The sequence below is a fragment of the Corallococcus terminator genome (genome assembly GCF_049194865.1).
Classification (GTDB): Bacteria; Myxococcota; Myxococcia; order Myxococcales; family Myxococcaceae; genus Myxococcus; species Myxococcus terminator_A.
This window is the reverse complement of record NZ_JBLZWL010000062.1, coordinates 1-17,378: the sequence shown is the minus strand read 5'-3', so window position 1 is coordinate 17,378 and position 17,378 is coordinate 1. Positions and strand designations below refer to the sequence as shown.

Here is a 17,378-nt window from a genome sequence, read left to right as displayed (position 1 = left end):
GGCCAACGGACACCGAGGGAGGCGCGGTGGGCTCGACGGAAGAAGACTCCGGAGGTGTGGTGTACCTCGGAGGGCTGTCCCAGGAACCCGAGGCGGCGGTGGCGCGGACACCGACTCCCGCGCCCGCCGTGGGGCTGGCGTGGGGAAGCGCGCCCGTGACGACTCCGCCTCCGGTGTCGCTGGCGGAGACGATGCGCGCGGTGACGCCCATGTCACCGCACGGGACGTGGCTGCAGGGCATTCCCACGCCCTCGCCCGCGCTCGCGCTCGCCGCGTCGGTGCGCGGGCTGGTGCCGGGACAGCTCGTGGCGGAGCGATACCGGGTGGAGCGCTGGCTCGGCGCCGGAGGCAGCTCCACGGTGTACGAGGCGATGGACCTGCACCAGGGCCAGCGCGTGGCGCTCAAGGTGCTGGCGACGCCGCACGCGGAGCCGTCCACCGTGGCGCGCTTCCGTCAGGAGGTGGAGCACGCGCGGGCGCTGGAGCACGTGAACATCCTGCGCGTCTTCGACGTGGGGCTGGATGGAGACCGGCACTTCCTCACGGTGGAGCTGCTGGACGGGATGGACCTGCGCCAGCGGATGATGGAGCGACGCCCCACGCTCGCGGAGACGCTGCGCTGGCTCACCCACGCGGCCGTCGCCCTGGAGCACGCGCATGGCCGGGGCGTGCTGCACCGGGACGTGAAGCCCGCCAACCTCTTCGTCACGCGGACGGGGGTGCTGAAGCTGATGGACTTCGGCCTCGCCAAGAGCACCCACGTGGCGGGAACCACGACCCAGGGCACGGTGCTCGGCACGCCGGAGTACATGGCGCCCGAGCAGGTGATGGGCAGCCCTCCCCTGTCACCCGCCACGGACCTGTATGCGCTGGGCGTGGTGGCCTACGAGCTGTGTACAGGACAGCTCCCGTTCCGACACACGGAGCCGGTGCCGCTGATGTTCCTGCACGTGCAGCAGATGCCGGTGCCGCCCACCACGCTGCGCCCGAGCCTGCCCGAGCCCTACGAGCGCGTGGTGCTGAAGCTCATGGCGAAGCGGCCCGAGGACCGGTACGCCAGCGCGGGAGAGCTGCGCTCCGCGCTGGCGAAGCTGTGGCCCTGGGCGCTCAAGGAGTCGGCTTGAGCGCGACGGTGACGAGTCGCAGTCCAAGCTGGGGCCAGCGGGACGTGCGCGGCGAGAGGTCTGGTTGCTGGCACAGCGTGAAGACGCGTCCGCCCCCCGGGTGGAAGAAGTAGAGCGAGCGCGCGGCCTTGAACTCGCCGGGGAGCGCGGCGTCCCGCTCGGGCCAGACGCGGCGGGTCGCCCACCAGGACTGCACCACGGGCCGCTCGCGCAGGTGGTAGTGGACCTCCACCAGCACGGAGCGCACCTCCTCCGAGCCCCACTCCAACATGAGCGTCGTGCCTGGGATTCGCCGCTCGTCGAGCAGGTGGAGGGGGCGCGTCCCGGCGTAGGCGACGGCATCCACCTTGGCGCCTCGCAGTGACGCCACGAAGTCGAGCTCCAGGCGCGTCGTCCCGGGCTGCACCTCGAAGCGGAAGGCCATGCGGCCCGTGCCCACGTGCTGACCGCCGAACCAGGTCCCCACGTTGGCCTCGCGCACGAGGACGGGCTCTCCCGTCCGGAACTGGTCCACGTCCGCTGGCGCGGCGAGCTGGGGCCCTGACGCTGGAAGCTCCACGCGCTTCCAGCCCGGGGTCGCATCCTCGTGAGACCAGCAGGGCACTGGTGACGCCTGCGTCAGCCACAGCACGCCCACCCAGGAGAGCAGAGGGCTCATGTCACGCGCTCCGAGCGTTGGACGGAGTCGACCGCGCCGAGAGCCAGGCCGTGCCGAGCATCAACACTCCCGCGGCGGCGAGCCCGGCCACGCGCAGGGTGCCGTCGAGGTTCGCGGTGTCATAGAGGAGCGTCTTGCCGACGGAGATGGCGACGAAGCAGAAGCCCGCGTCGCGCACCACGGGCGTGCCCCGCTTGCGGCCCAGGAACACCATCACCACGCCGATGACGAGCCAGCCCAGCGTGAGCACCAGCCGACGCGCGATGTGGTCCTCCGCGACGCCGAGGGTGAGGAAGTGGAAGTAGAAGGCCCAGGTCGCGGCGATGGTCGCGGCGGTGAGGCCGAACCAGACGAGCACGTCGCGGACGCGCTCGAGCGGCGTGTCACCGTTTCGCTGCGAGCGCGGCAGCATGACGATGGAGGTAACGAGCGTCAGCGCGAGCCCCACCAGGAGCAGCGGCTGCTTCGTCGCCGCGTACCACAGGCCGCCTGTCACGGAGGTGGCGAGCACGGCGATGGGGAAGACCAGCAGTCCTCCGCGAGGAACCGACAGGAAGGCCAGGGCCAGCGTCGCGCAGGCCGCGACAATGAGGAGCGCCTCCGCGGGCAGGTGGAGGTCTCTCCAGAGGAACACCGCCGCCAGGGCCAGCAGCGCACCGCCCAGTCCACCCAGCACCTTCACGTCCCACTTCGCCATCATCTCCGTCATGGTGATTCCTCCACCGCCAACCCGAGGCATGTGGGGACGCTCCAACTGCATCCGTCCTGCCAAGCGCTGACGCACGGCATCACGCGCGTTTGCGCGACGTGGCGGAGGCACGGTGTGCAGCGCGCGGCACACCGTGAGGACGACGCTGCACAGCGCACACGACATGGTTTTTAGACCTGTCACGTCGTTCAAGTCTGGACGGGCTGGCAGTACCTTGAGTCTGCCTTTGCGCGAAGCTCCCTCGCGCGGGCGCTCGGAGATTCCCGCCCATGTCCCATCCGTCTGACTCCGGAACTGTCGGGAGCGTTGTCCTATTCACGCACGGCGAGACTTCCCGCGAGTTCTTCCAAGACCTGGGGTTGGACGATGCGCGCTGACGCTCTGCTCCTGGTCGTGGCGTTGCTGCTCACGGGATGCTCCTCGGTGACGCAGGTCTCCGGGCGTGGCGGAACGCTGAGCTACACACCCCGACAATGGCGACAGGCGACTCCACGAGCTGACGCGACGCTCGCGGGACCTGACACGACAGCGGGCGGTGTCGGAGGGCAAAGCGCTGCACGGACGCGTCAAGCCCTCCTCGAATCCATTGATGAGGTGAGGGGCTCTCTGGAGGGCGTCGAGTCCGCGTTGGCCAGGATTGCGACGCGTCGGCCGGGCTTCGATGGCCGGGGCATCAACGGCGAGATGCTCATGCCCTTTCTCCGCCTTGGCTCCAAGCAGGTGACGTGGATTCGCGGCGCGCTCGGGAGTGCGGCAGGGCTGACAAGAGTGGCCTCGGAGGTGGAGGATTCGGCCATGCAGTGGGGGATTCTTCGCATGACGGGACCCAAGCTCCAGTCCGCGATGTTCGGGACGATGCTGCTCGCCACCTGGGTCGACTTCCTTCAGCTCTCCGACACCTTGCTCCGGGAATGTTTCATGTGCGGCCTCGAGAAGCAGTTCGTGGACCTCGACCGCGTGAGGGGCCTGGTGGAGACCCCGTTGGCGGACCTCGCCTCCCAGGACCCGGACCGTGTCGAGGCGGCGGCACTCGCGATGCCCGTGCTGATGGGAGAGCTGACCCGGGAGTTCAACGCGCTTCGTTCGGAGGGACTGTCGGCCATGGAGCTGGGAGGCAAGGTCCTGGTGGCCATGCAGGTGTTGGAGATGGTCACCCTGGTTTCCTCGTTGAAGATGTCGCTGCCCCGGCTGCCCCCAGCTGCTCCCATGACGCTCGGCGTGAACCTCGCGATGAGTTCGGGGGGAGTCATGGCGGGCTCGCGAATCGTCGTCTCCGCGGAGTGGGTGGAGATGATGCGAAGGCTCGTGCAGGCGGGCGTCATCTCCGTGCCGGCAGTGAGCGCGGCCGTCCGCATCCATGGCGGTCAGGTCATGATGGCGCAGGCCCACCAGGACCTACCCAAGGGCGTGCGCGACGCGCTGGGGGACAGTCCCGAGGTGCGCGGCATGCATGTGACGGGTAGAGCGGGAGCGGGCATGTCCGAGGCGCCCAGGCACCACGTCCTGCCGAAAGAGCACCGCGAGTGGTTCGAGCAGCGCGGCTTCAAGGGTGACATGGATATTGACCAGTTCTGTGTCCGACTGGAAAGGGCCCACCACGAGGCGATTCACGGCGGGGGGAACTGGAAGCTGGGGCGCATGTGGCCCGACGAATGGAACAGGAGAATCATGCGCACCCTGAATGATGCGGAGTTGTCGGCAGGGCAGAAGTTGACGCGCAATGAGGTGCTGAGCATCGTCGCGGAGAACATGAGGCTCTACGACATTCCGATGAAGTTCACCAAGGGGCGCAGCCGATGACCGGCGGACGTTCGTGGCAGGGGGACTGGAAGGCCCGCCTCTATGAGCGGGTCCGTGAGCGTGGCTTCGACTCGCTGACCGCCTTCGCTGATGCACGTCCTGCTGTCCCGCTGTACGCGCTGGCCGAAGAGCTTGGCAAGGACGACGTCGCAGGGGTGCAGGTGTTGACCGGGTTGCGCGCTGAAGCGGAACGACGGAAGCAAGTCACACGACTTGTTCGAGACTTGCTCGTGCGGGAGTTGGCAGCAGGTCTTCCCAACGGGTGGCCAGCCGAACTTGATGATGCCACCCGCTTCCAGGTCGCCAAGGCGCTTGGCCTCTGGTCGGGCTCCACTCCAGAAGCCTATTCGGAGCACACTCGGCGGGTGATTGTCGCGCTCCGCGCGAATCCTCCCCCCGCGGGCTGGCGTCCACTCGGACCTGACGACGAGCTTCTCCGGACGCTGCTGCCAGACGACGAAGCCTGAACGGAATGTGAGTTCAGGACTCGCTGGTCATCTTGCCAGGCGCGACCACGGCCAGCAGCAGCGCCACCGCCCCCGCCAGCGCGCCAGCAATCGCGAACTGGAGCGCGGAGTGACCTCGGGCGAGCGCCAGCGCCGCCACCGTCAGCGAGCCTCCCAGCAACCGCGTCGCATAGAGGCTGCTCGTGACGATGCCCCGGTGGTGCCACGGCGCGCGTGATTGCGGACCGATGAGCGACGTGCTCGCCGCCGGCCCCAACCCCATGCCCAGCACCGCGAGCGAGACGAGCGCCGCGGGCGTACCCCAGTCATACGCGGCGGTGAGCGCCAGCAGCCCCGCCCCCGTCGCGGCCACCGCGAAGCCCACGCCCGCGCTCAGCCGCATGCCTCCGCGCACCAGCAACTTCACGCCGAACGTCGAGCCCACCGACCACCCCAGCAACATCGGCAGGAGCGTCAGGCCCGCGACGATGGGCGTCTGACCACCCTGCTCCGTCATCCACAGCGGCACCCACGCCGCCATGCTGTACAGCAGTGCACCGCCCGCGATGCCGCCCGCCACGCCACTGAGCACGGTGCGGTCCTTCACCAGCTCCATCGGCAAGAGCGGCGCCTCGGACCCGCGCTGCTGGAACACCAGCCCCGCGCCCAACACCACCGCGCCCAGCAGGCACAGCCAGCGCAGCTCCGCGTGACCCGGCTCCAGCGAGAACAGCAGCAGCGCCGCCGATGAACCCGCGAGCACCGGACCCCAGCGGTCCAGCTTCACATCCGTGCGACGCGGCGGGTCCCGATAGGAGAGATACAGCAGCAGCGCGGCGAACAGGCCCACGGGTACGTTGACCAGGAACACCCACCGCCACGAGGCGTGCATCACCAGCCAACCGCCAATGAGCGGCCCCACCGCGTTGCCCGCGCCCCAGGCGCCGGTGAAGAGGCCCTGAACGGCGGCGCGCTCGCGCAGCGTGTAGAGGTCCGCGCTGATGGTGAGCGTGGTGGGCTGCAGCGCGCCCGCCCCCAGCCCCTGCAACACGCGGAAGGCGATGAGCCCCTCCACCGAGTGGGCGAGCCCGCACAGCGCGGAGCCGACGAGGAACAACCCCATGCCGGCGAAGAAGACGGGCTTGCGACCCAGCCGGTCCGCCAGCTTGCCGGAGATGAGCACGCCCACGGTGGAGGCGAAGAGGAACGCGGAGAAGACCCACGAGTAGAGGTGCTGTCCGCCCAGCTCACGGGTGATGGTGGGCATGGCGCTGGTCACCACCGTGCCCTCGAAGGCACTGACCACCAGGGCCAGCAACACCGCGCCAGTCGCCATCCGCCTCGCCGCACCCGGCTGAGCGGAAGACACCGGCTCCACCGTCAAGCCGCTTCCATCCATTGCACACGTGTAACCGGGGGCTCCCCATGCGGAAATCGCAACTTCCGCATAGACTCCATGCGGATTCCGCATGACCCACGAACAGCTCCAGGCATTCCTCCGAGTGGCCCAGGAGGGCCGTCTCTCCCGAGCGGCTCGACGCCTGGGCCTGTCCCAGTCCGGCCTGTCCCGGCAGCTCCAGTCGCTGGAAGCCGAGCTGGGCACTCGCCTGCTCGTCCGCACGCCCGGGGGCGCGGTGTTGACGGATGCGGGAGAGCGGTTCCTACCCCACGCCCAACGCGCGCTCGACGCCCTGGCGGCGGGCACCTCCGAGTTGGAGCGGCTGTCGGGCACACCTCGCGGCCCGGTGTCGCTGGGCACGCTGCACACCGTGGGGGCGTACCTGCTTCCGGACATCATCCCCGAGTTCGCGCGGAAGTATCCGGAGGTGCGTCCCCGGCTCAGCGAGGACATGGCCGCGACGCTGGAGGAAGGCGTGGCCCGAGGCGCGCTGGACCTGGCCATCCTGTCGCTTCCCGTGCGACGCGCGGACTTGGTGGCGCAGAAGTTGTGGGAGGAGGTGCTGATGCTCGCGGTGCCTCGCGGGCATCGGCTCACGAAGAGCAGTCGGCCGGTGACGCTCGGGGACGTGGTGGAGGAGACGTGGGTGGTCATCCCCAGCATGAGCGGCACGCGCGCGCTGGAAGCGGAGTGCGAGGCGCGAGGGGTGACACCGAAGGTCGCGATGGAGACGGACAACGCGGAGGCGATGCGGCGCATGGTGGAGCGCGGGTTGGGCATCGCGCTGGTGCCGGAGCTGATGGCTCGGGACCATGCTTCGCGTGGGTTCGACGTGGTGCCCCTGGTGAAGAGTGGCCTGAAGCGCCAGGTGGCGCTGGTGCACCGAGGGGAGGGCTACCTCACGTCCGCGGCGCGCGAGCTGAAGTCCTTCATCGTGGAGAGCGTGCGCGCGATGCCGGAGCCCTGGGGAACAGGCAAGCGCGGAGGGGCCCCCTCGGGACAACGGGTGCGGTAGCCTGTCGTGGATGGGGCCGGTGTCTGGAGCCCCCGAGCGAGAGGGAGGCCGCATGTCGCTGAAGGTGATGACGTTCAACGTGTTGCAGGGAGGCGAGGAGCGGTTCGACGACATCGTCACGTTCCTCGCTCGGGCCGCGCCGGATGTGCTGGTGCTCCAGGAGTGTCTGGGCTGGGACGACGGAGGGCGGCTGCGCCGGGTGGCGGAGGCGCTGGATGTGCCGCAGGACGACACGCACCTGGTGCTGGGCCAGTCCCGCTCGCGTGCCAGTGGGCGCTGCTACCACGTCGCGGTGGTGAGCCGCCCTCCCCTGCGCTCACTGCGCATCCACAATGACCGGCACTTCCTGGGTCACTGCATCGTCGAGTGCGAGCTGGAGGCAGGTGGGCCGGTGACGTTGTTCGGCACGCACTTCGACGCGCACCACGAGAAGCTCCGGTATGTGGAGGCTCGCTACCTGCGCTCGCTCATCGACCCGGCGAAGTTCCGCGACGGGCAGTACCTGCTGGCCGGAGACCTCAACTCGCTGTCGCGCAGGGACCCGTACCCGGTGGACCTGGAGGACCGGCTGCGGCGCGCGGGGACGGACAAGTACGGACACCCGCCACGATTCGACGTCATCGACGATGTGGAGGACTTCGGCTGGGTGGACACGCTGCCGACACGGGCCGCTTCCACGCGGTGGGTGACGGCGCGGCGCAACCGGGGGGGCGTCACCATCGACTACCGCACGGACTACGTCTTCGCGTCACCGCGCATGGTGGAGCGGCTGGTGTCGGCGGAGGTCATCGACGTGGGCGACACGTCGGACCACAACCCGCTGGTGGCCACGTTCCGCTAAGAAGCGGTGCGGTGACGAAGGAGGAGCACGGTGGCGCGAACGGACAGCTTCGTGGAGTACACGGTGGAGTTGCTGGAGAAGCTCGGGCCGGTACAGGCGCGGCGGATGTTCGGAGGGTGGGGCCTGTACTTCGGAGGGCGGATGTTCGGCCTCATCGGAGGCGGCCAGCTCTTCCTGAAGGTGGACGACGTCACGAAACCCGACTTCCAGGCCGCCGGCTGCCGTCCTTTCCTATACGAGGGCGGCGGGAAGACGGTGGAGATGGGCTACTGGACGCCGCCCACCGACGCGAATGATGACGCCTATGAACTGCTGCCCTGGGCACGCCGCGCCGTCGACGCGGCTGCGAGGGCCGCGCTGAAGAAGGCACCGAAGAAGAAGCCCGCCGACGCCACGAAGACGGCTCCCGCTGTGCGGAAGGCCCCGGCAACGAAAGCGAAGCCAAAGTCCGCCGCGAAGAAGGCCGCGGCAAAGAAGGCGAAGCCGAAGGCCCTCGCGAAGAAGTCCGTGGCTCCTCGGAAGCAGCCTGTCGCCAAGAAGAAGGCCACGCGCAAGAGCCCCAAGGTCAAGCGGTCTTGATGGACGAGGCCGCCTCCAGGCCCAGCTCCGCCACGGAGACCTCGCGCATCCGGAACTTCTGCACCTTGCCCGTCACCGTCATCGGGAACGCGTCCACCAGCTTCCAGTAGCGCGGCACCTTGAACGACGCGATGCGGCCCGTGCAGTGCTTCCTCAGCTCCTCGGGCGTGAGCGTCACGCCCGGCTTCGGCTTCACCCAGGCCATCACCTCCTCGCCGTACTTCGCGCTCGGCACGCCGATGACCTGCGCCTCGCTCACGCCCGGGTGCGTGTGCAGGAACTCCTCCACCTCGCGCGGAGAGATGTTCTCCCCACCCCGGATGATGAGGTCCTTGATGCGGCCGACAATCCGCACGTAGCCGTCCGCGTCCATCGTCGCCAGGTCGCCGGTATGCATCCACCCCGCGGCGTCCACCGCCTTCGCCGTGGCCTCTTCGTTAGCCCAGTACCCCAGCATCACGCTGTAGCCGCGCGTGCACAGCTCCCCCGCCTCCCCGCGAGGCACCACCGCCCCCGTCTCCGCGTTGATGACCTTCACCTCCAGGTGCGGATGCACGCGCCCCACCGTGGACACCCGCTTCTCGAACGGGTCATCCAACGAGCTCTGCGTGGACACTGGCGACGTCTCCGTCATCCCGTAGCAGATGGTCACCTCGCGCATGTTCATCCGCGACTGCACCTGCTTCATCACCTCCACCGGACACGGCGAGCCCGCCATGACGCCCGTGCGCAGCGTCGTCAGGTCGAACTCCCCGAAGCGCGGGTGGTCCAGCTCCGCGATGAACATCGTGGGCACGCCATACAGTGACGTGCAGCGCTCGGACTGCACCGCCTGGAGCACCGCCAGCGGGTCGAACGCCTCGCCCGGAATCACCATCGTCGAGCCATGTGACGTACAGGCCAGGTTCCCAATCACCATGCCGAAGCAGTGGTAGAACGGCACGGGGATGCACACCCGGTCCTCGGGGCCGTACTTCAACGCCTCGCCGATGAAGTACCCGTTGTTCAGCACGTTGTGGTGCGACAGCGTGGCGCCCTTCGGGAAACCCGTCGTCCCGGACGTGTACTGGATGTTGATGGAGTCATCGAACTGGAGCGACGCCTCACGGTCCTCCAAGGTGTGCTCACTCACGTGCTTCGCGTTGGAGAGCAACAACTGCCAGTCGTCCTCCAGCACCAGCGCCACACGAAGCTGAGGACAGCGGGGACGGACCTCCTCCAACATCGACCGGTAGTCCGTCTGTCTGAAGCCGCGCGCCAGCAGCAGCACGCTGGTGCCCGACTGGTTGAGCGAGTACTCCAGCTCCGCCGTGCGATAGGCCGGGTTGAGATTCACCAGGATGGCGCCGATGCGCGCCGTCGCGTACTGCGTCACCACCCACTCGAAGCGATTGGGAGACCAGAGACCCACGCGGTCTCCCTTCTCCACGCCCATGGCCAGCAGACCCTTCGCCACCTGCGTGGTGAGGTCCCACAGCTCCCGGTACGTGGCCCGGTACCCCTGGGAGACGACGACGAGCGCCTCCCGGTCCCCGTGGCGCTCCACCGTCCTTCGCAGGTTCTGACCAATCGTCTCACCCAGCAACGGGGTGGCACTGGTGCCATGCACGTACGAGGGAGTCTGGCTCATTCGCCCATCGTCACGCCGTCAGCAGGGTCGAGCAAGCGCCCCCGCCGGCACGGCCCCCCCCATCCCACACCGGCCAGGGCAGCCCCGGGCCTCCCGAGCTGTCCACTTGTCCCACACCGGGCCGAACTTCCGAGTCAAACAGGGATTCAGCAGGTGCGGCCCCACCACGCACCGCATTAAATGGAGGGGTTCATGGATGACTCCAACGCCAGGCTGGTCGCCGCGCTGCTGGAAGCCCGACAGCGCCATTGCTTCCCCCCGGACGTGCGGCGGGCGGCCCCCGAGTTCGTTGCACAGGTCCTCGGGCTCCTGTTCCCCCACTTCGCCGAGCGCCTGGAGTGTACCGCCGCCGCCGTCCACCGGGATGTCACCACCGTGGAGGCCAGCCTCCACCGCCTGCGCGAGACGCTCGCCCCCCTCTACCCGGACATCAATCCCAGCATCCCCTCGCGCTTCATGGAGCGGCTGCCGGAGCTGTACGACTGGCTGCGCCAGGACTCCCAGGCCATCTACGACGCGGACCCCGCGGCGCGCTCGGTGGACGAGGTCATCCTCACGTACCCGGGCTTCCAGGCCATCGCCATCTTCCGCGTGGCCAACGCGCTGCACGTGCTCGGCTTCCCGCTGCTGCCGCGCCTGCTCACCGAGCACGCCCACCAACGCACCGGCGTGGACATCCACCCAGGCGCCACCATCGGCCGCCGCTTCGTCATCGACCACGGGACGGGCGTCGTCATCGGCGAGACGACCGTCATCGGGAACAACGTGACCGTCTATCAGGGCGTCACGCTGGGCGCGCTCATGGTGGAGAAGGCCCTGGCCGACAAGAAGCGCCACCCCACGATTGAGGACGACGTGGTGGTGTACGCCAACGCCACCATCCTCGGAGGGGAGACGGTGGTGGGGCACAACAGCATCATCGCCGGCAACGCGTGGCTCACGCAGAGCATCCCTCCGGGCTCGGTCGTCACCCGCCGCAGCGAGATTCGCCCCCGTGGAGCCGACGGCGTCATGGACGCCATCGAGTTCCACATCTGATGCGTTCCGCAGCACCTACCCGCGCAGCCCCCGACGAGGCCCGACATGAAGGCGAATAACATCCTGGAGACCATCGGAAACACGCCGCACGTCCGCATCAACCGGCTGTTTCCGTCGCGTGTCACCGTCCACATGAAGCTGGAGCGCGCCAACCCGGGCGGCAGCATCAAGGACCGCATCGCCCTCTCCATGATTGAGGACGCGGAGAAGCACGGCGTGCTCAAGAAGAACAGCATCATCATCGAGCCCACCAGCGGCAACACCGGCATCGGCCTGGCCATGGTCGCCGCGGTGAAGGGCTACAAGCTGGTGCTCGTCATGCCGGACTCGATGAGCATCGAGCGCCGCCGCCTCATGGCCGCCTATGGCGCGACGTTCGAGCTGACCCCGCGCGCCCAGGGAATGAAGGGCGCCATCGCCCGCGCCAACGAGCTGGTCGCCCAGGTGCCCGACGCGTGGATGCCGCAGCAGTTCGAGAACGAGGCCAACATCGAGGTGCACAAGCGCACCACCGCGCAGGAGATCCTCAAGGACTTCCCGGACGGGCTCGACTACCTGATTACGGGCGTGGGCACCGGCGGCCACATCACCGCCTGCGCCGAGGTGCTCAAGCAGCACTGGCCCAAGCTGAAGGTCCTCGCGGTGGAGCCCGTCAAGTCGCCCGTCATCAGCGGCGGCGCTCCCGGCCCCCACCCCATCCAGGGCATCGGCGCGGGCTTCATCCCGAAGAACCTGCACACCGACGCGCTCGACGGCTCGGTGCAGGTGGCCGAGGAAGACGCCTTCGAGTTCACCCGCCGCTCCGCGCGGGAGGAAGGCATCTTCGTGGGCATCTCCTCCGGCGCCGCGCTGGCCGCGGTGAACCAGAAGCTGGGCGAGATGCCGGACGGCAGCCGCGTGCTGTGCTTCTGCTACGACACCGGCGAGCGCTACCTGTCCATCGAGACGCTCTTCCCCGCGCAGACCTGAGCCGCGTCAGCCGCCGTAGCCGCGCACCAACTCCACCAGCCGGTCCATCTCGTCGGGCAGGTTGTAGAAGTGGGGTGACAGGCGGATGCGCCCCCGGCGCACCGAGTGGGCGACGTGGTGCTCGGACAAGTAGGCCCCGAGCGCCCGCGCCTGTGCCCCGGGCGGCAGGAACGTGAGGATGCCCGCGCGATGCTCCGGCGCGGGCCCCACCTCGCAGCCCAGCGCGAGCAGCCCCTTCTCCAGATGCGCGAGCAGCTCGCGGATGCGCACCTCGATGTTCTCCACCCCCACCTCCTGCAACAGCTCCAGCGCCGCGCCCAGCGCATAGAGGCCGGGGTACGCGGCGCTGCCTTCCTCGAACTTGCTCGCGTCGGCGCGCAGCTCGAAGTGGGTGCGGTTGAAGTTCCACGCGTCGGTGGTGCTGCGCCAGCCCACCAGCACGGGGCGAATTCGGGGCAGCACCTCCTTGGCCACGTACAGCACGCCGATGCCGGAGATGCCGAGCATCCACTTGTGACTGTCCGCGCTCAGGAAGTGGATGCGACACTTCTTCACGTCCACGGGGACACAGCCGACGCTCTGGATGCCGTCCACACAGAAGAGGACGCCCGCTCGCTCGCACAGCGCGCCCACCGCCTCCAGGTCCGTGCGATGGCCCGTGGCGAACTGCACGGAGGACAGCGCCACCAGCCGCGTGCGCGGCGTGAGGGCCTGGGCCACCGCCTCCGGGGTGACGCCTCCGGACGGCGCCTCGATTTCGCGCACCACGACGCCCCGGTCCTTCAGGTGCAGCCACGGGTAGACGTTGGAGGGGTACTCCAGCGACGTGGCCACGGCCACCTCGTCCCCGGGCTTCCAGTCCAGGCCTTCCGCCACCAGGCCCAGGCCGTGGCTGGTGTTGCGCACGAAGGCAATCTCCCCGGGCTCGGCGTGGAGGATGCGGGCCGCCAGCGCGCGGATGCGCTCGCAGTGCGCCTCCCAGCCGCGCTCGTGGCGGATGCCATGGTAGACGAGGTCGTCCATCCACTCGCGCACGGCCTCGGCGGCACGCAGGCTGGTGGGCGCCACTCCGGCGTGGTTGAAGTAGAGCTGCTCCTGAAGCACGGGGAACAGGGCGCGGTAGGACTCGAGGGGACGCGTCATGCGGCCGAGTCTAGCCATCCTGACGTGCTGGCGGCGCCCGCGCGCGTTCACCCGCCAGCAGGTGCCCCCCTCCCCGGAGGGCGGGTGGATGGGATATGCATCGGGCCCCATCGCAAGAGTGAGGGCAGCGCATGCGTCGCGAGGTCCGCGGTATCGTGAGGAGCCCGTTGTTGCTGGGCATCCTGTTGACGGGCTGTGCCGGCACCGTCAAGGCCCCCTACCCTCCCATCCTGGCGGACACCTCGCCGGCGGGGGTGGCGCGCGGCGCGACCATCTTCCACGCGAGCTGCGAGTCGTGCCACCGGGGTGGCGACACGGAGACGGCCTCTGGCGCGCCGCTCCATGAGCTGCCGTCGTACATGGGGAGCTTCCACTCATCCAACCTCACCGCGCACCCCACGGCGGGCATCGGCGCGGCGAAGGACGAGGAGCTGGCGCGCGCCATCCGTTACGCGGTGAGTCGCGACGGACGGCTGATGGTGATGCCCAGCTATGGCATGGGCGACAAGGACCTCGCGGCGGTGCTGGGCTTCCTGCGCTCCGGGCATCCGCTCTTCACGCCGGACCCGACCCCCGCGCCGCGCTCCGAGTTCAGCTTCATTGGCGGGCTGGGCTTCCGCGTCATCAACGGCAACGAGCCGGTGCAGCGGCCTCCCGTCGGCATCCCCGTGCCGCCCAAGGGGCCCACGCTGGAGTACGGCCGGTACATGGCGCACGACGTCTACGACTGCGCCTCCTGTCACACGCCCGGCTTCAGTCCGACCAAGACGGACGGCGAGGACGTCTTCGAGGGAGGCATGTCCTTCAAGGACCCCGAGGGCCAGGAGGTCAACTCCAGCAACATCACGTTCCACGCAACGGGGCTCGCGTACTGGACGCAGGAGGACTTCATCCGCGCGGTAAGGGATGGCATCGCGCCGGATGGCTCCGCGCTGCGCTCGCCCATGCCCCGCTTTCGCGGGATGGATGCGGAGGAGGCCAAGGCCCTCTACGACTACCTGCGCTCGGTGCCGCCCCGGAAGAACGCCGTGGACGGCGCACGTCCCCGCCTCACCGCCACGACGCAGCGCCCGGACTGGGTGGCGACCTCGGCCATGGGGAGCGCGGAGGTGACCGCTGACGACGCGGAGACGGACGAGCCCATATCCGCATCCGCGACTCCGCCCCAGGCAACGACGGCGCCCACGAGCGTCGCGACCACTGTCACTGGCACGACTCCGACTGGCACGAACACCGGAGCCGGAACGACTTCAGGCGGTGCCATCACGGGAGGCGGCTCGACTTCGAGCGTCGCGACCACCGGCGCCGGGACGACGTCAGGCGGTGCCACCACGGGAGGTGGCACGACTTCGAGCGTCGCGACCGCTGGCGCCGGGACGACGTCAGGAGGTACGACCACGGGAGGCGGCACGACTTCGAGCGTCGCGACCGCTGGCACCAAGACGACGTCGGGTGCCTCGTCGCAGCCGAGCACCAGCGCTCCCGCGCATGCATCAGCGGGGACGCCCGCCTCGCCCGCTTCGCGCGGTGGTGAGCCCACGTCGGTGGCAACGAACGCAACGCCCAAGACCCCGCGCAAGCCCCGGCTCGTGCCAGCCCGCGTGGATGCGCAGAAGCTCTTCACGCAACTGGGTTGCGCGGGCTGCCATGCCCCGGGCGCCCGCTACCATGACCGGCTCGCGCGTGCCCCCAGTCGCTCCGAAGCGGAGCTGGTGCGCTGGGTGCGCAACCCGGAGAAGTTCCTTCCCGGCACGCCCATGCCCACCTACGCGGAGCTGCTCGACGAGCCCACCGCGCTGGCGCTGGTCCGCTGGGTGAAGGCCGGAGGCCCGGCCACCCTCGCTCCCGCGGCTCACTGACCCGCCGCGCCCCAGGGCCAGCTCGCTCGCGGGGCGCGCGTTTCATGTCTCGCGCGGAGAAGACGCGCACGGACAGCCACGACACTCACGCTCCCAGCGCGAGTGCTCGAAGTCGCGGCGCCTGTAATTCACGGGAAATGACCGGAGAATGCGGACTCCCTCGTATCTGGGTGGAGGTTCCTCGGGGTGTCGTTCGACACGCCGGGGCACGTACCACCCCGGTGCTAACCGGCCCCTGCCCCGGGGTGGTGCGTGTAATCTCTGGGCGCATGACGGAGTGCCTCCTCAACATCGACCTGGGTGAGCTGCCCGACGAGGATGCGCGGCTCTATGCGCTCGCCGAGGTAGCCAACATCGCCTGCGGCGCGCACGCTGGAGACGACGCCTCCATGCGCCGAGCGCTGGAGCTGTGCGCGCGCCATGGCACCCGCGTCGGCGCGCATCCGTCCTACGAGGACCGAGCGAACTTCGGACGCAGCACGCTCGACGTGCCCCCCGAAGTCCTGCGCGGACAGATGGCGAGCCAGTGCGCGCGACTCGCAAGACTGGCCCAGGAGCAGCGGGTTCCAGTCGTCTACGCCAAGCTCCACGGCGCGCTGTACCACGCGGCCAATGCGTCGCCCGTGCTGGCGCGCGCGGTGGTGGAGGGAATCGTCGAGGCGCTGGGCACGGACCTCACGCTCATCGCGCCTCCCGAGGGCGCGCTGCGCGAAGCCGCGAGGAACGCCGGGCTGTCCCATGCGCGCGAGGGCTTCGCGGACCGGGGCACGCTGCCGGACGGCTCACTGATTCCGCGAGGACAACCCGGCGCCGTGCTCACGGACGCCGCCAGGGTGCGCGAGAACACCGTGCGGCTGGCGACCCAGGGCACCGTCGATACGGTCTGTGTGCACGGCGATACACCCGGCGCGGTGGAGCTGGCCCGCGAGGTGCGCTCCACCCTGGATGCCCTGTCGCTCCACGTGGAGCCACTCGGAGACGGCGCGCTGCGCCTGACGCTGCCCGACAGCCTGGAGCGACGGGCCGCGCGCGAGGTGCTGCGAGCCCTGCCCCGCGTGGTGGACGCCGTCGTCACCGAGGAACACGCCTGCGTGTACTTCGACCCGGACGCGCCTCCCGACGAGCCTCGGCTGGCGCTGGCGCGGCTGCTGCGCGAGACGATGGCCCCGCCGGAGCAGACCCTCGTCACGTTGCGCATGCGCTACGAGGGGCCCGATCTGGAGAAGGTCGCCGCGCGCGCGGGCCTGTCCGTGGACGACGTGGCCCGCCTCCATGCGGCGCGTGAGTACACGGTGCGCTGCGTGGGCTTCCTGCCGGGCTTCGCGTACCTGGGTGAGCTGGACCCGCGCATCGTCGTCCCGCGACTTCCCACGCCGCGCATGCGCGTGCCGGCGCTCGCGGTGGGAATCGCTGGCGGACGCACGGGGGTGTATCCCTTCGCGTCGCCCGGGGGCTGGAACCTGATTGGCACGGCGCTGGACTTCACGGCCTTCCACCCGGACCGGGGCGCGGTGTTGCAACTCGGTGACCGGGTGCGCTTCGAGCGGGTGGGATGATGGCGGGCAGTCTGGAAATCGTGGGGATGGGAGGGCCCGCCACGGTGCAGGACGGCGGGCGGCCGGGGCAGATGCACCATGGCGTCCCGCCTGGGGGCGCGCTGGTGCCGGAGCTGCTCGCTCGCGCCAACCGCGCCGTGGGCAACCCGTGGGGCGCGGCGGCGCTGGAGTGCCTGGGGCCTCTGGAGCTGCGCGCACGCGGCAGGGCCCTGCGCATCTCGGTGGATGGGCGTGACGCGCGGGTGCTGGCCGACGGAGAGCGCCTCCGGGTGCCCGCGCCGGAGCGCGCCAGCGTCTGCTACGTCGCGGTGGACGGAGGCCTGGACGTGCCGGAGGTGCTGGGTGGACGCGGCACGCTGCTGGTGGCGCGGCTGGGCGGGCATGAAGGGCGCGTGCTGAAGCCCGGTGACTCGCTTCCCTTGGGTGAGACCCGCGGCCCGCCGGAGCCCCTGGACACGGACGCGGGCTGGGATGACGCCGCGCCCATCCGGCTGGTGCTCGGGCCCGACACGGAGAGCTTCGACGCGCTGATGGCGGCCTCGCTGCTGGGCAGCACCTTCACCGTGTCGAGCGCGAGCGACCGCGTGGGGATGCGCCTGCAAGGCCCCGCGC

Annotated in this window: 16 protein-coding genes; 11 read left to right on the top strand and 5 right to left on the bottom strand. The window is 69.7% G+C overall.

Annotated elements, in window-relative coordinates:
* The first annotated feature begins 26 nt into the window (after positions 1–26).
* Complete coding sequence (locus ACN469_RS19935; protein WP_498770218.1) at positions 27–1,124, top strand: serine/threonine-protein kinase; 1,098 nt, start codon at positions 27–29, stop codon at positions 1,122–1,124.
* On the opposite strand, the gene ACN469_RS19930 is transcribed toward ACN469_RS19935, so the two are convergent.
* Both ACN469_RS19930 and ACN469_RS19925 read right to left on the bottom strand, forming a co-directional pair.
* Entirely contained in the window at positions 1,108–1,782 is a 675-nt protein-coding gene (locus ACN469_RS19930) for a hypothetical protein (protein WP_498770217.1), read from the bottom strand. The genes ACN469_RS19935 and ACN469_RS19930 overlap by 17 nt on opposite strands.
* 1 nt (position 1,783) lies before the next feature.
* Positions 1,784–2,491, bottom strand: coding sequence for a DUF2339 domain-containing protein (locus ACN469_RS19925; RefSeq protein ID WP_498770215.1), 708 nt, complete (start codon positions 2,489–2,491; stop codon positions 1,784–1,786).
* A gap of 816 nt (positions 2,492–3,307) precedes the next feature.
* On the opposite strand from ACN469_RS19925, the gene ACN469_RS19920 reads away from it, so the two are divergent.
* A complete protein-coding gene (locus tag ACN469_RS19920) occupies positions 3,308–4,291 on the top strand; it encodes a DUF2380 domain-containing protein (protein WP_498770213.1) in 984 nt (327 codons plus the stop codon).
* Complete coding sequence (locus tag ACN469_RS19915) at positions 4,288–4,758, top strand: NUDIX hydrolase (protein WP_498770212.1); 471 nt, start codon at positions 4,288–4,290, stop codon at positions 4,756–4,758. The genes ACN469_RS19920 and ACN469_RS19915 overlap by 4 nt, the downstream gene beginning before the upstream one ends.
* Positions 4,759–4,771: 13 nt before the next feature.
* On the opposite strand, the gene ACN469_RS19910 is transcribed toward ACN469_RS19915, so the two are convergent.
* Positions 4,772–6,136 (bottom strand): MFS transporter, encoded by a 1,365-nt coding sequence (locus tag ACN469_RS19910; RefSeq protein WP_498770210.1) that lies wholly within the window; start codon positions 6,134–6,136, stop codon positions 4,772–4,774.
* A 70-nt stretch (positions 6,137–6,206) separates the two neighbouring features.
* On the opposite strand from ACN469_RS19910, the gene ACN469_RS19905 reads away from it, so the two are divergent.
* Genes ACN469_RS19905 through ACN469_RS19895 form a run of 3 tightly spaced genes read left to right on the top strand, consistent with a single transcriptional unit; the run spans position 6,207 to position 8,571 of the window.
* The gene (locus tag ACN469_RS19905) at positions 6,207–7,151 is read left to right on the top strand and encodes a LysR family transcriptional regulator (protein WP_498770208.1); all 945 of its coding nucleotides are present in this window, start codon (positions 6,207–6,209) and stop codon (positions 7,149–7,151) included.
* A gap of 52 nt (positions 7,152–7,203) precedes the next feature.
* Positions 7,204–7,992 carry an endonuclease/exonuclease/phosphatase family protein gene (locus tag ACN469_RS19900; RefSeq protein WP_498770206.1) on the top strand — a complete coding sequence of 263 codons (789 nt, stop codon included), beginning with the start codon at positions 7,204–7,206 and terminating at the stop codon, positions 7,990–7,992.
* 30 nt (positions 7,993–8,022) lie between these two features.
* Positions 8,023–8,571, top strand: a complete 549-nt coding sequence (locus tag ACN469_RS19895) for a TfoX/Sxy family protein (protein ID WP_498770204.1) — start codon at positions 8,023–8,025, stop codon at positions 8,569–8,571.
* On the opposite strand, the gene ACN469_RS19890 is transcribed toward ACN469_RS19895, so the two are convergent.
* Positions 8,558–10,201: an AMP-binding protein gene (locus tag ACN469_RS19890; RefSeq protein ID WP_498770202.1), complete on the bottom strand. Its 1,644-nt coding sequence runs from the start codon at positions 10,199–10,201 to the stop codon at positions 8,558–8,560. The genes ACN469_RS19895 and ACN469_RS19890 overlap by 14 nt on opposite strands.
* 192 nt (positions 10,202–10,393) lie before the next feature.
* Between ACN469_RS19890 and epsC the strand changes: the two genes are divergently transcribed.
* Both epsC and cysK read left to right on the top strand, forming a co-directional pair.
* Positions 10,394–11,239, top strand: coding sequence for a serine O-acetyltransferase EpsC (gene epsC, locus ACN469_RS19885; RefSeq protein WP_498770200.1), 846 nt, complete (start codon positions 10,394–10,396; stop codon positions 11,237–11,239).
* A 45-nt stretch (positions 11,240–11,284) separates the two neighbouring features.
* On the top strand, positions 11,285–12,208 hold the full coding sequence (gene cysK / locus ACN469_RS19880) for a cysteine synthase A (protein ID WP_498770198.1): 924 nt from the start codon (positions 11,285–11,287) through the stop codon (positions 12,206–12,208).
* A 6-nt stretch (positions 12,209–12,214) separates the two neighbouring features.
* Here cysK and ACN469_RS19875 read toward each other — a convergent pair whose 3' ends face one another.
* On the bottom strand, positions 12,215–13,351 hold the full coding sequence (locus tag ACN469_RS19875; protein ID WP_498770196.1) for an aminotransferase class V-fold PLP-dependent enzyme: 1,137 nt from the start codon (positions 13,349–13,351) through the stop codon (positions 12,215–12,217).
* Between the two features lie 131 nt (positions 13,352–13,482).
* Here ACN469_RS19875 and ACN469_RS19870 point away from each other — a divergent pair, with 131 nt between their 5' ends.
* The 3 genes from ACN469_RS19870 to ACN469_RS19860 form a co-directional block, all read left to right on the top strand.
* Positions 13,483–15,210: a c-type cytochrome gene (locus tag ACN469_RS19870; RefSeq protein ID WP_498770194.1), complete on the top strand. Its 1,728-nt coding sequence runs from the start codon at positions 13,483–13,485 to the stop codon at positions 15,208–15,210.
* Between the two features lie 269 nt (positions 15,211–15,479).
* Positions 15,480–16,766 (top strand): LamB/YcsF family protein, encoded by a 1,287-nt coding sequence (locus ACN469_RS19865; protein ID WP_498770192.1) that lies wholly within the window; start codon positions 15,480–15,482, stop codon positions 16,764–16,766.
* On the top strand, positions 16,763–17,378 hold a 616-nt coding region (locus tag ACN469_RS19860), incomplete at its 3' end, for a 5-oxoprolinase subunit C family protein (RefSeq protein ID WP_498770190.1). The genes ACN469_RS19865 and ACN469_RS19860, both read left to right, overlap by 4 nt.

What these genes read in the sequence shown, in the direction of transcription:
- ACN469_RS19930 (WP_498770217.1), bottom strand. Translation starts at nt 1,782, where the DNA reads ATGAGCCCTCTGCTCTCCTGGGTGGGCGTGCTGTGGCTGACGCAGGCG.
- ACN469_RS19890 (WP_498770202.1), bottom strand. Translation starts at nt 10,201, where the DNA reads ATGAGCCAGACTCCCTCGTACGTGCATGGCACCAGTGCCACCCCGTTG.
- ACN469_RS19875 (WP_498770196.1), bottom strand. Translation starts at nt 13,351, where the DNA reads ATGACGCGTCCCCTCGAGTCCTACCGCGCCCTGTTCCCCGTGCTTCAG.
- ACN469_RS19870 (WP_498770194.1), top strand. Translation starts at nt 13,483, where the DNA reads ATGCGTCGCGAGGTCCGCGGTATCGTGAGGAGCCCGTTGTTGCTGGGC.
- ACN469_RS19920 (WP_498770213.1), top strand. Translation starts at nt 3,308, where the DNA reads ATGACGGGACCCAAGCTCCAGTCCGCGATGTTCGGGACGATGCTGCTC.
- ACN469_RS19905 (WP_498770208.1), top strand. Translation starts at nt 6,207, where the DNA reads ATGACCCACGAACAGCTCCAGGCATTCCTCCGAGTGGCCCAGGAGGGC.
- epsC (WP_498770200.1), top strand. Translation starts at nt 10,394, where the DNA reads ATGGATGACTCCAACGCCAGGCTGGTCGCCGCGCTGCTGGAAGCCCGA.
- ACN469_RS19900 (WP_498770206.1), top strand. Translation starts at nt 7,204, where the DNA reads ATGTCGCTGAAGGTGATGACGTTCAACGTGTTGCAGGGAGGCGAGGAG.
- ACN469_RS19910 (WP_498770210.1), bottom strand. Translation starts at nt 6,136, where the DNA reads ATGGATGGAAGCGGCTTGACGGTGGAGCCGGTGTCTTCCGCTCAGCCG.
- ACN469_RS19915 (WP_498770212.1), top strand. Translation starts at nt 4,288, where the DNA reads ATGACCGGCGGACGTTCGTGGCAGGGGGACTGGAAGGCCCGCCTCTAT.
- cysK (WP_498770198.1), top strand. Translation starts at nt 11,285, where the DNA reads ATGAAGGCGAATAACATCCTGGAGACCATCGGAAACACGCCGCACGTC.
- ACN469_RS19925 (WP_498770215.1), bottom strand. Translation starts at nt 2,491, where the DNA reads ATGACGGAGATGATGGCGAAGTGGGACGTGAAGGTGCTGGGTGGACTG.
- ACN469_RS19865 (WP_498770192.1), top strand. Translation starts at nt 15,480, where the DNA reads ATGACGGAGTGCCTCCTCAACATCGACCTGGGTGAGCTGCCCGACGAG.